9 protein-coding genes are annotated in these 12,125 nt (G+C 66.3%); all 9 read left to right on the forward strand.

Annotated features, from left to right (window positions below; genetic code table 11):
- The first annotated feature begins 1 nt into the window (after window position 1).
- The 9 genes from lpxB (at window position 2) to ACS8Y6_RS04970 (ending at window position 12,120) form a co-directional block, all read left to right on the forward strand.
- Window positions 2-1,159, forward strand: coding sequence for a lipid-A-disaccharide synthase (gene lpxB / locus ACS8Y6_RS04930; RefSeq protein ID WP_440855092.1), 1,158 nt, complete (start codon window positions 2-4; stop codon window positions 1,157-1,159).
- Window positions 1,156-1,782, forward strand: coding sequence for a ribonuclease HII (gene rnhB / locus ACS8Y6_RS04935; protein ID WP_440848337.1), 627 nt, complete (start codon window positions 1,156-1,158; stop codon window positions 1,780-1,782). The genes lpxB and rnhB overlap by 4 nt, the downstream gene beginning before the upstream one ends.
- Before the next feature lie 33 nt (window positions 1,783-1,815).
- A complete protein-coding gene (gene dnaE, locus ACS8Y6_RS04940; RefSeq protein WP_440848338.1) occupies window positions 1,816-5,310 on the forward strand; it encodes a DNA polymerase III subunit alpha in 3,495 nt (1,164 codons plus the stop codon).
- Window positions 5,311-5,335: 25 nt separating this feature from the next.
- Window positions 5,336-6,307 carry an acetyl-CoA carboxylase carboxyltransferase subunit alpha gene (locus tag ACS8Y6_RS04945; protein ID WP_440848339.1) on the forward strand — a complete coding sequence of 324 codons (972 nt, stop codon included), beginning with the start codon at window positions 5,336-5,338 and terminating at the stop codon, window positions 6,305-6,307.
- Between the two features lie 49 nt (window positions 6,308-6,356).
- Window positions 6,357-7,676 (forward strand): tRNA lysidine(34) synthetase TilS, encoded by a 1,320-nt coding sequence (gene tilS / locus ACS8Y6_RS04950; protein ID WP_440848340.1) that lies wholly within the window; start codon window positions 6,357-6,359, stop codon window positions 7,674-7,676.
- Window positions 7,677-7,879: 203 nt separating this feature from the next.
- Complete coding sequence (locus ACS8Y6_RS04955) at window positions 7,880-9,523, forward strand: CTP synthase (protein WP_440848341.1); 1,644 nt, start codon at window positions 7,880-7,882, stop codon at window positions 9,521-9,523.
- On the forward strand, window positions 9,520-10,362 hold the full coding sequence (gene kdsA, locus ACS8Y6_RS04960) for a 3-deoxy-8-phosphooctulonate synthase (protein ID WP_440848390.1): 843 nt from the start codon (window positions 9,520-9,522) through the stop codon (window positions 10,360-10,362). The genes ACS8Y6_RS04955 and kdsA overlap by 4 nt, the downstream gene beginning before the upstream one ends.
- A gap of 67 nt (window positions 10,363-10,429) precedes the next feature.
- Window positions 10,430-11,713 carry a phosphopyruvate hydratase gene (eno, locus tag ACS8Y6_RS04965; protein ID WP_440855093.1) on the forward strand — a complete coding sequence of 428 codons (1,284 nt, stop codon included), beginning with the start codon at window positions 10,430-10,432 and terminating at the stop codon, window positions 11,711-11,713.
- Window positions 11,714-11,718: 5 nt separating this feature from the next.
- Entirely contained in the window at window positions 11,719-12,120 is a 402-nt protein-coding gene (locus ACS8Y6_RS04970) for a septum formation initiator family protein (RefSeq protein ID WP_440855094.1), read from the forward strand.
- Window positions 12,121-12,125 lie beyond the last annotated feature (5 nt).

Consider the following 12,125-nt stretch of genomic DNA (forward strand, 5'->3'; position numbering starts at 1 on the left):
GATGGCACGTCGCGCTCCGGTTTTTTTCATCGTCGCCGGCGAGGTGTCGGGCGATGTGCTGGCTGCGGGGCTCATCCGCGAGTTGCGCAGGCGCTATCCGGAGGCACGGTTCGTCGGCGTGACCGGGCCGCGCATGGTCGCCGAAGGCTGCGAATCGCGGGCGGGCATCGACGCGCTGTCGTTGTTCGGTGTGAGCGAGGTGATCGGCCAGATCCCGCGCCTGCTGCGGCTTCGCCAGCGCCTGTATCGCGAAGTCGCGCGCTGCCGGCCCGATGTCTTCATCGGCGTCGACGCGCCGGCCTTCAACACCCGGCTGGAACAACGCGTGCGGCGTGCCGGCATCGCCACCGTCCATTACGTCTGCCCGACCGCCTGGGCCTGGCGCGCCGGGCGCACACGCGGCATTCGCCGTGCCGTTGATCTGATGCTGGCGATCTTCCCGTTCGAACCGGCATTCTTCGCCGCGCACGATATTCCCGTCACCTTCGTCGGCCATCCATTGGCCGACGCGCTGCCGGCGCACCCGGACGCCGCGGCCGCGCGCCAGGCGTTGGACATGGATCGGGACGCGCACTGGGTCGGCCTGCTGCCCGGCAGCAGGCGGGCCGAAGTCAGCCGGCTCGGGCCGCGCTTCCTGGCCGTTGCGCGCTGGCTGCGACGCCGCGATCCCGGCCTGCGCTTCATTGCGCCGATGGCCAATGCCCGCGTACGCCAGCGCTTCGAGGCCGATCTCGAGGATTTCCCCGATCTCGACGTGCGACTCGTCGACGGGCGTTCGCGCGAGGTCATGCGCGCCGCAGACGCGCTGTTGGTGGCCTCGGGCACGGCAACGCTGGAAGCGCTGCTGGCCAAGACACCGATGGTGGTGGCCTATGAGCTGTCGCCCGTCAATTACTGGATTGCACGTGGGCTCGATCTCATCAAGACTGAGTTCGTGAGCATGCCGAATCTCCTGGCCGGACGACGCCTCGTGCCCGAACTGCTGCAGACCGACGCGCAGGTGCCCATGCTCGGCGCCTGGCTGTATCGACTCGTGCATTCGCCGGCCGCGCGCGCCGCCCAGATCGATGCCTTCGAGGCGATTCATGCGGGTCTGGCACGCGCTGCCGATACCCGCGCCGCCGAGGCGGTGGCGGGTCTGATCGAGGCGCGTTCATGAGGCCGCGCGCCGGGCGCAAGTTTGCCTGTCCGGTGGTGGCGGGAATCGACGAGGTGGGGCGCGGACCGCTCGCCGGCCCGGTGGTGGCAGCGGCGGTGATCATGCCGCCTCGACCGCTGCCGAAAGGGCTGACCGATTCCAAGGCGCTGACCGCCGAGGCGCGCGAAGCCCTCGATATCAAGATCCGCGAGCGCGCCATCGCCTGGGCCATCGCCGAGGCCTCGGTGGCCGAAATCGATCGTTACAATATTCTCGGCGCCACGCTACTGGCCATGCAGCGCGCGGTGGCCGCGCTGTCGGTTCAGCCGTTCGCCGCCTGGATCGACGGCAATCGCGCGCCGGCGCTGTCGCTGCCGATGCGCACGGTCGTTGGCGGCGACGGCAGCGTGCCCGCGATCAGCGCGGCGTCGGTGATCGCCAAGGTGGCGCGGGATCGTCAGATGGTCGAACTCGACGTGGCCTATCCGGGCTATGGCCTGGCTGCACACAAGGGCTATGGCACGCCCGCACACCGGGCCGCGCTCGCGGAACTGGGCCCGACGCCGATCCATCGACATAGTTTCGCGCCGGTCGCCCGCGCCGCGGCGGCCCGGCAGACCACGCTGAATTTCACGTTAGGATAGGCGGGCTCCGGCCCCCGAGTTCGAGGATTATCGATGACGACGCCCTTCGTCCATCTGCGCGTTCATACCGAGTATTCGCTGTCCGACGGCATCGTGCGCATCAAGCCGTTGATGAAGCAGGTGGCCGAGGCCGGCATGCCAGCGGTCGGCGTGACCGACAACGTCAACCTGTTCGGCATGGTGAAGTTCTACAAGGCCGCGCTCGGGGCCGGTATCAAGCCGATCGTGGGCGTGGATCTGCTGGTGGACGAAGGTGCGGCGCCGGCCTCCCGGCTGACCCTGATCGCGCAGCACCGCGAGGGCTATCGCAACCTCTGCGAAATCCTCACGCGGTCCTACCTGCATGGCCAGACCGGCGGCCAGGTACTCACCCGGCGCGAATGGATCGTGGAGAAGTCGGACGGGCTGATCGCGGTGTCCGGCGGCATGAGCGGCGATACCGGCCAGGCGCTGCTGGCCGGCAAGACCGAACTGGCCGAGCAGCACGCGCGCCACTGGCAATCGATTTTCGGCGATCGCTACTATCTGGAGGTCACGCGTTGCCAGCGCAGCGGCGAGGCCGCCTGGCTGGCGGAGACCGTCGGCCTGGCCCTGGCCACCGATATTCCGATCGTGGCCACCAACGACGTGCGCTTTCCCGGCGCCGACGATTTCGATGCGCACGAAGCGCGTGTGGCCATCCACGGCGGCTATACGCTGGCCGATCCGCGCCGGCCGCGCCACTACACCGCCGAACAGTATCTCAAGACGCCCGAGCAGATGGTCGAGCTGTTCGCCGACCTGCCCGAGGCGATCGAGAACTCGGTGGAGATCGCGCGCCGCTGCAATCTCCAGCTCACGCTCGGCGAGAACGTGCTGCCGGATTTCCCGGTGCCCGAAGGTCACGATACCGATTCGTTTCTCAAGGCCGAATCCCGGGCCGGACTCAATGAACGCCTCGAAGACCTGTATCCGGACGCGGACGTGCGCGAGACCAGGCGCGAGGAATACGAGAGCCGGCTGACCCACGAACTCGACGTCATCAAGACCATGGGTTTTCCCGGCTACTTCCTGATCGTGGCCGACTTCATCCGCTGGGCGCGCGAGAACGGCGTGCCGGTAGGTCCGGGCCGTGGTTCGGGCGCCGGTTCGCTGGTGGCCTATGCGCTCGGCATCACCGACCTGGACCCGCTGGCCTACGATCTGCTGTTCGAACGCTTCCTCAATCCCGAACGCGTGTCCATGCCCGACTTCGACGTCGACTTCTGCATGGACGGCCGCGACCGGGTGATCGAATACGTGGCCGATGCCTACGGCCACGAGAAGGTCAGCCAGATCATCACCTACGGCACGATGGCGGCCAAGGCCGTGGTGCGCGACGTCGGGCGCGTGCTCAATCACCCCTACGGCTTCGTTGACCGCATCGCCAAGCAGATCCCGTTCGCCCCGGACATGACGCTCACCCGGGCGCTCGAGGAATCCGAGGAACTGCGGACCTCGCGCGAAGACGAGGAGGTGGGTTACCTGCTCGATCTGGCGCTGTCGCTGGAAGGATTGTCCCGCAACGCCGGCAAGCACGCCGGCGGCGTGGTCATCGCGCCGTCCAACCTGATCGATTTCACGCCGCTGTACTGCGAGCCGGGCGGCACCAATCGCGTCACCCAGTTCGACAAGGACGATGTCGAGGCGGTCGGCCTGGTCAAGTTCGACTTTCTCGGCCTGCGCACGCTCACCATCATCGACAACGCGGTCCAGGTCGCCAACACCCGCCTGAAAAAAACCGGCAAGGGGCCGATCGACGTTCGCCAGATCCCGCTGGACGACAAGGCCTCGTTCGACCTGCTGCAGAAAGGCGACACCACGGCTGTGTTCCAGCTGGAATCGTCCGGCATGCGGCGCCTGATCAAGCGCCTGCAGCCGGCCGAGTTCGAGGACATCATCGCGCTGGTCGCACTCTATCGGCCCGGGCCGCTCGAATCCGGCATGGTCGAGGATTTCATCGACCGCAAGCACGGCCGGGCCAAGGTGGTGTATCCGCACAACAGCCTGGCGGAAGTGCTGGAACCGACCTACGGCGTCATCCTGTACCAGGAACAGGTGATGCAGATCGCCCAGGTGCTGGCGGGCTATAGCCTGGGCAACGCCGACCTGTTGCGTCGTGCCATGGGCAAGAAAAAGCCCGAGGAAATGGCCAAGCAGCGCGACGGCTTCGTCAAGGGCGCGGTCGCGAACAATATCGACGAGGATACCGCCGCCTATATCTTCGATCTGGTCGAGAAATTCGCCGGCTACGGTTTCAATAAATCGCACTCGGCGGCCTATGCCCTGGTGTCGTATCAGACCGCGTGGCTGAAGGCGCATTATCCGGCCGACTTCATGTCGGCGGTGTTGTCGGCGGATATGGATCACACCGACAAGGTCGTGATCATGATCGACGAGTGCCACCGGCTCGCCATCGAGGTGGCGCCGCCCAACGTCAACGCCTCCGAATACAACTTCTCGGTGGTCGACGATGCGACCATCCGCTATGGCCTGGGCGCGATCAAGGGGCTGGGCAAGGGCGCGATCGAAGCCGTGATCGCCGAGCGGCGCGAGGGCGGCACCTTCGTCAATCTGTATGACTTCTGTCGCCGGGTGGATACGTCGAAGATCAACCGGCGCGCGATCGAGGCCTTGATCAACGCTGGCGCGCTGGATGATCTCGGCCCGAACCGGGCCAGCCTCATGCACGGTGTAACCCGCGCGCTGGCGGCCGCGGAACAGGACCGCGCGGCCAGCCGCGTCGGCCAGAACGACATGTTCGGCCTGGCCGAAACACCGGACACCGCCGGGCCGCCGCTTGATCATCTCGACGAATGGCCGGAGGACGAGCGGCTCAAGGCCGAGCGCGACACGCTGGGTCTGTATCTGACCGGACATCCGATCAAGGCCTGGGAGGCCGAGCTGGCGCGCATGACCGACGGCAAGATCGCCGATCAGGTCGCGGCCATGCCCCGGCCGGAAGAGGGCGGCGAGGGCCGCCGCAGTCCGCGCAAGGCCGCGGTGGTCGCCGGGCTTGTGGTCGAGGTCCGGCGCATGAAGAAGGGCAAGCGGATCATCGTCGTGCTGGACGACGGCTCCGGGCGCATCGAGTGCCCCCTGTTCGAGGACAAGGCCGCCGAGTTCGGCCATCTGCTGGTCTCGGACAAGCTCGTGATCGTCGACGGCAGCCTGCAGTACGACGACTTCTCCGACGGTTTCCGGCTCAACGCGAACACGGTCATGGACATCGAGACCGCGCGTGCGGCCTATGCCAGCCGTATCCTGCTGCAGTTGCAGTCCGAAGCCACGCTGGATGTCGGCGCACTCGCCGGCTGCGTGGATCGCTACAAGGCCGACGCCGGCTGCGATGTCGTGTTGCGTTACGCCAACGCACAGGCCCGCGCGGTGCTGACTTTGGGCGATACCCGGCTGCGCCTGTGCGAGGAGTTGCTGGCCGATCTGAAGAGCCTCGTGGGTGCGGATAAAGTGCAAGTACGTTATCGTCGCGCCCAGACGAGCGTAAGCTGATCCGACAACCGGCAACGACGAACCGATGGCGCAAAAAAACCTCGATTACCTGGACTTCGAACAACCGATCGCCGAACTGCAGCAGAAGATCGAGGAGTTGCGCTTTGTCGCGGACGGTAGCGAGGTCAATCTCTCGGAAGAAATCACGCGTCTGGAAGAAAAGCGCAAGCATTTGACCGAGCAGATCTTTTCCAAGCTATCGACGTGGCAGGTCGCGCAGATGGCGCGTCACCCGCTGCGCCCCTATACGCAGGATTACATCGACGGCATGTTCACCGACTTCGTCGAACTGCACGGCGATCGGGCCTATGGCGACGACCCGGCAATCATCGGCGGCACCGCGCGTCTGGGCGGTCAGTCGGTGATGGTGATCGGGCACCAGAAGGGCCGTGACACCAAGGAAAAGATTCATCGCAATTTCGGCATGCCGCGACCCGAGGGATATCGCAAGGCGTTGCGCCTGATGAAGACCGCCGAGCGCTTCAAACTGCCGGTGCTGACCTTCATCGACACCCCGGGTGCTTATCCGGGTATCGGCGCCGAAGAGCGGAACCAGTCCGAGGCGATTGCCCGCAATCTGTTCGAGATGGCCAAGCTGCGCGTGCCGGTAATCTGCACCGTGGTCGGCGAGGGCGGCTCCGGTGGGGCGCTGGCGATCGGCGTGGGCGACCAGCTGATGATGCTTCAGTACAGCATCTACTCCGTGATCTCGCCGGAAGGTTGTGCCTCGATTCTGTGGAAATCCGCGGCCAAGGCCGAGGACGCGGCCGAGGCGATGCGGGTGTCCTCGATCGATCTCAAACGCCTGGAATTGGTCGACGAGGTCGTGGATGAGCCGCTGGGCGGTGCGCATCGCGACCCGGCCCGCCTCATGGGGCATCTCAAGGATCGCCTGCTAGCCCACATGACCCGGCTTCAGCACCTGAGCATCGACGAGTTGCTGGACGCGCGCTACAAGCGCTGGATGGCCTTCGGCGATTACAAGTCGGCGGGGTGATGCCGCCGCGCCGCTCCGGACAGGGCGCGAGCGTGCCGCGCGCCGCGGTGTGACACACCAGCCCACGTTGACCGACCTGCTGCGCACGCCGCCGGAACACGCGGCCGGTCTGGTCGTCGCCTACAGCGGCGGGCGCGACTCCACGGCGCTGCTGCATGCGCTGGCCCATGCGGGCGGCGCGGCGGCTGTGCGCGCGGTACATGTGTGCCACCATATCGAGGCCGCGGCCGAAGACTGGGCCGCGCACTGCGCGCAGGAATGCGCGGATCTCGGCGTGGCCTATTCCCGGCTCGATGTCCACGTCGGTGCCGGGGGCGGCGGGCTCGAAGCCGCGGCTCGCCATGCGCGCTATGCCGCACTGGCCGACGATCTCGCCCCGGGCGAGGTGTTGCTCACGGCGCACCACGCCAACGACCAGGCCGAAACGTTTGTGCTGCAGGCACTGCGCGGCTCGGGCGTGGCCGGCCTGGCCGGCATGCCGGGCCTGACGTCGTTCGGCCCGGGGCGGCTCTGGCGGCCATGGATCGACCGGCCACGCGCCGAAATCACCGCCTATGCGAAAGCGCACGGCCTGGCCTGGGTGGAGGATCGGAGCAACCACAGCCGGCAGCGCGCACGCGGGCAACTGCGTACCCGCGTCTGGCCGGCGCTGGTCGAGCGCTGGCCGGCCGCGGCCGAAACCCTGGCACGCAGTGCGGCATGGGCGGCACAGGCGAACGACGCGGTCCGGGCGCTGGCCGCGCTGGATCTCGCGGCCGCGCGGACTGACAGGGATACGCTGTCCATCGACGCCCTTGCCACGCTGTCGCCGGCCCGGCGCGCCGAAGTCTTGCGCCGCTGGCTGCGTGAAGCCGGGCATGACCGGCCGAATCATCGTCATCTGGCCGAAATCGCACGCCTGCTCGGCGCCCGGGAACACGCCGGCCCCCGTGTTTCGTTCGCCGGGACCGAAGTCCGTCGTTTCGATGCGCGTCTTTTCGCCATGCCTCGGTTGCCGGCCGCGCCGCCCGCCGCGACCGTGCTCGCCTGGCATGCCGGCGACGCGATCACGCTGCCCCCGGGCTGTGGCGTATTGCGGGTTCACGGCGTGCCGGCCTGCGCATGGCCCGGCGGCCTCGTGCTGGCGTTCGGTGGTGCGGGCGCGCGTCTGAGCCGCGCCGATGGCGGGACGGAAGCCCTGTCGGAATATCTGCGGCGAACGCGGGTGCCGCCCTGGATCCGGGAACGGATGCCGCGGGTGTATGTCGATGATCGGCTCGTGGCACTGCCCGGCCGGTGGCAGCATCCCGCGATCGTGGATTGGTTCGGCGGATACGCGCCGACGTTCGTCTGGCGCCATGAGCTGGCCGGCGACCCCGTGCGCGACTGAGCGCCCGGAGCCAGCGAACGACACGACTCGCGCAACGACGGTCAGGTCGCGCGCGCCGGTGCGGATCAGCCGGCGCGGCATACCATGTCAGGCCGTGTGATGCCGCCGGTCGGGCGATGTCGCGACCGGGCGCGCGTTGTTCGCGCACCGGCTTTGGGCTAGCATGCGCGCCTGGCACCTCCCTCGACCCCACAAGAGCGCGCATGGCTGGGCACGCGACCGGTACTCGTTATCTTTTTGTCACCGGCGGGGTTGTCTCCTCGCTCGGCAAGGGCATCGCCGCCGCCTCGCTCGGCGCGCTGCTTGAAGCCCGTGGCCTGTCGGTCTCGGTGATCAAGCTCGACCCGTATCTGAATGTGGATGCGGGCACCATGAGCCCGTTCCAGCATGGCGAGGTGTACGTCACGCGCGACGGCGCCGAGACCGACCTGGATCTGGGTCATTACGAGCGGTTCCTCAAGACGCGGACCTCGCGCCTGTCGAACTTCACCACCGGCCAGATCTACAACAACGTCATCAACAAGGAACGGCGCGGCGATTATCTCGGCGGCACGGTGCAGGTGATTCCGCACATCACAGACGAGATCAAGCGCTGCATTCTGGAAGGCGGCGAGGGCGCGGACATCTGTCTGGTCGAGATCGGCGGCACCGTCGGCGACATCGAGTCGCTGCCGTTCCTGGAGGCGATCCGCCAGTTCGGAGTGGAGCTGGGTCGCGATCGCGTCATGTTCATGCATCTGACGCTCGTGCCCTTTATCCCGTCCTCCGGCGAGCTCAAGACCAAGCCGACGCAGCATTCGGTCAAGGAGTTGCGCTCGATCGGCATCCAGCCGGATATCCTGGTCTGCCGCACGGACCGGCCGCTACCCGAGAACGAGCGCCGCAAGATCGGCTTGTTCACCAATGTCTCCGATCGCGCGGTCATCGCCGCGGTCGACGTGGACGACATCTACAAGATGCCGAGTCTGCTGCAAAGCCAGCATCTCGACGATCTGGTCATCGATCATTTCTCGATGACCGCGCCCAAGGCGGACCTGTCGAACTGGGCCGCGCTGGTCGATGCGCGCACCACCCAGGATGTGTCGGTACGGGTGGCGATGGTCGGCAAGTACGTCGATCTGGCCGATGCCTACAAGTCGGTCAACGAAGCGCTGTCGCATGCGGGGCTGCATACGGCCACGCGTGTCGATATCCACTATGTCGATTCGGAAACGGTGGAGAAGGACCCGGCCGAGGCCCTGGCCGACTGCGACGCCATCCTGGTGCCCGGGGGCTTCGGCGAACGTGGCATCGAGGGCAAGATCGCGGCCGCGCGTTATGCGCGCCTGAACAAGGTGCCGTATCTCGGCATCTGTCTCGGCATGCAGGTTGCCTGTATCGAATTCGCGCGTGATGTGGCCGGGCTGGCCGGCGCGCACAGTACCGAGTTCGAGCCGCAGCCGGCGCATCCGGTGATCGCGCTGGTCACCGAATGGACCGACGCCGGCGGCGCCCGCCAGACCCGCGACGCCAATGTCGATCTCGGCGGCACCATGCGCCTGGGCGAACAGCGCTGCCGGCTGGTGCCCGGCACGCTGGCGCATCGCTGCTACGACGCCGACGAGATCTTCGAACGCCACCGCCATCGCTACGAATTCAACAACCGTTACCGTGAGACACTGTCGGCCAAGGGATTGGTGTTTTCCGGCTTCTCGGTGGAGGACGACTTGGTCGAAATCATCGAACTGCCCGATCATCCCTGGTTTCTGGGCTGCCAGTTTCATCCCGAGTTCACGTCGACGCCGCGGGCCGGCCATCCGTTGTTCATGGGCTTCATCTCGGCGGCGCGCGCGCGGTGTCTGAAATGAATCTGGCCGGTTTCGAAGTCGGCGGCGATGCGCCGCTGTTCCTGATCGCCGGGCCGGACAGCCTGGAATCGCAGCAGCTGTCGATCGATATCGCCGGCCATGTGGCCGAAATCTGTGCCGATCTCGGCATCGGCTATGTGTTCAAGGGCTCCTTCGACAAGGCCAATCGCAGTTCGCATGCCAGTTATCGTGGACCCGGTCTGGATCAGGGGCTGGAAACGCTGGCGGCGGTCAAGCGCGAGATCGGCGTGCCGGTGACCACCGATGTGCATGTCGAGGCCCAGGTGGAGCCGGTGTCGGTCGTGGTCGACATGTTGCAGACGCCCGCCTTCCTGTGTCGCCAGACCGATTTCATCCAGACCGTCGCCGCCTCCGGCAAGCCGGTGAACATCAAGAAGGGCCAGTTCCTGTCGCCGGCGGAGATGAACGGCGTGGTGGCCAAGGCCCGTGAAGCGGGCGGCCGGGCGCTCATGGTCTGCGAGCGCGGGTTCTCGTTCGGCTATAACAATCTCGTGGTCGATATGCGCGGCCTGGCGATGATGCGCGATACCGGCTGCCCGGTGGTGTTCGATGCGACGCACTCGGTGCAGTTGCCCGGCGGGCTCGGCCATGCCTCGGGCGGCGCGCGCGAACATATTCCGGTGCTGGCACGGGCCGCGGTCGGCGCGGGCGTGTCCGGGCTGTTCATGGAAACCCATCCCGACCCCGACAACGCCCTGTGCGATGGGCCGAATTCGTTGCCGCTGGCACAGATGCGCGAGCTTCTGGAAACGCTGGTCGAGCTCGATGGCGTGGCCAAGCGTCGCGGCGTCATGGCGCCGTCGCCGCACAGCGGGTAATCTTGGTCGACCGCAGTAGAACGCGGTGGCTCGGGCTCATTCCACACCAACGCGATATTCAAAGCTTATGTCGAAGATTTCCAATACGCGCGGCTATCAGGTTATCGACTCGCGCGGCAATCCCACGGTCGCGGTTCAAATCGAGTTGGAATCCGGGGCGACCGGTACGGCCATGGTGCCGTCGGGCGCTTCGACCGGCAGCCTCGAGGCCGTCGAGTTGCGCGATAACGACAAGAGTCGCTTCCTCGGCAAGGGCGTAACCCGCGCCGTGGCCAATGTCAACGGCGAGATCGCCAAGAAGATCAAGGGCTTCGACGTCAACGACCAGGCCGGTCTCGACAAGGTGCTGATCGAACTCGACGGCACCGACAACAAGGGCCGTCTGGGCGCGAACGCGCTGCTGGGCGTGTCCCTGGCCGCGGCCCACGCCGCGGCCAACAATGCCGGTCAGGGCCTGTATGCGTTTTTGGGACACGATGAGGCCACCCAGCTGCCGGTGCCGATGATGAACGTCATCAACGGCGGCGAGCATGCCTCGAACAATGTCGACATCCAGGAATTCATGATCGTGCCGGCCGGCTTTTCGAGTTTTTCGGATGCCTTGCGCTGTGGTGCGGAAATCTTCCAGAATCTGAAGAAACTGCTGGGCGAGCGCGGCATGTCGACGTCGGTCGGCGACGAGGGCGGCTTCGCGCCGGACCTGCCGTCCAATGAAGCCGCGCTGGAGACGCTGGTCGAGGCCATCGAGCGTGCGGGCTACAAGCCGGGCGAACAGGTCTACCTGGGCGTCGACGCCGCCAGCACCGAGTTCTACGAGGACGGCACCTACAAGCTCGCCGGCGAAGGCAAGGACTACGACGCCAAGGGGTTCGTCGACTACCTGGCCGGCCTGGTCGAACGCTATCCGATCATCACGATCGAGGACGGCATGGCCGAGGACGACTGGGACGGCTGGGCATTGCTCACCGAGCGTCTGGGCGACAGGATCCAGCTGGTCGGCGACGATCTGTTCGTGACCAATACGCGTATTCTGCAGCGGGGCATCGAGGAAGGCATTGCCAACTCGATTCTGATCAAGCCCAACCAGATCGGCACACTGACCGAGACCCTGCGCGCGATCGACGTGGCGACCCGCGCCGACTATACCGCCGTGGTGTCGCATCGTTCCGGTGAAACCGAGGATTCGACCATCGCCGATCTGGCCGTGGCGACCGCGGCCACGCAGATCAAGACCGGGTCGCTGTCGCGCTCGGACCGCATTGCCAAGTACAACCGTCTGCTGATGATCGAGGCCGAACTCGGCAGCCGAGCGGTGTATCCGGGCAAGAAAGCCTTCAACTGCGAAATCTGACGAGATTGCGCGACGGCGTTCCCGACTACGAAACCTACGCTGGACAGCCGGCGGCGACGCGCTACAATCGAGGCATGTATCGCGTCGCCGTCATTGCGCTGGTCGTGGTTTTCGCGGGTCTGCAATACCGGCTGTGGATCGGTGACGGCAGTCTGGCGCAGGTGCACCATCTGCAATCGATGCACCAGAAGATCGTCCGGGAGAACAAGCACGACCGCGCGCGCAACAATGCCATGCAGGCCCGGATCAATGACCTCAAGTCCGGCGTGGGCGCGACCGAGGGTCGGGCGCGGGTCGAAATGGGCATGGTCAAGCCGGGTGAGACGTTCTTTCTGACCGTGCCCGACGAATCCGCCCCGACGAAGGCGTCGCACGCCGCGTCCGGCAAGACCGCCAGCGCCGGCTGATCGCG

It is taken from the genome of Salinisphaera sp. RV14, from assembly GCF_052044135.1.
Lineage (GTDB): Bacteria > Pseudomonadota > Gammaproteobacteria > Nevskiales > Salinisphaeraceae > Salinisphaera.

Coding starts and splice junctions, on each gene's coding strand:
- lpxB (WP_440855092.1), top strand. CDS start 2: ATGGCACGTCGCGCTCCGGTTTTTTTCATCGTCGCCGGCGAGGTGTCG.
- rnhB (WP_440848337.1), top strand. CDS start 1,156: ATGAGGCCGCGCGCCGGGCGCAAGTTTGCCTGTCCGGTGGTGGCGGGA.
- dnaE (WP_440848338.1), top strand. CDS start 1,816: ATGACGACGCCCTTCGTCCATCTGCGCGTTCATACCGAGTATTCGCTG.
- ACS8Y6_RS04945 (WP_440848339.1), top strand. CDS start 5,336: ATGGCGCAAAAAAACCTCGATTACCTGGACTTCGAACAACCGATCGCC.
- ACS8Y6_RS04955 (WP_440848341.1), top strand. CDS start 7,880: ATGGCTGGGCACGCGACCGGTACTCGTTATCTTTTTGTCACCGGCGGG.
- kdsA (WP_440848390.1), top strand. CDS start 9,520: ATGAATCTGGCCGGTTTCGAAGTCGGCGGCGATGCGCCGCTGTTCCTG.
- eno (WP_440855093.1), top strand. CDS start 10,430: ATGTCGAAGATTTCCAATACGCGCGGCTATCAGGTTATCGACTCGCGC.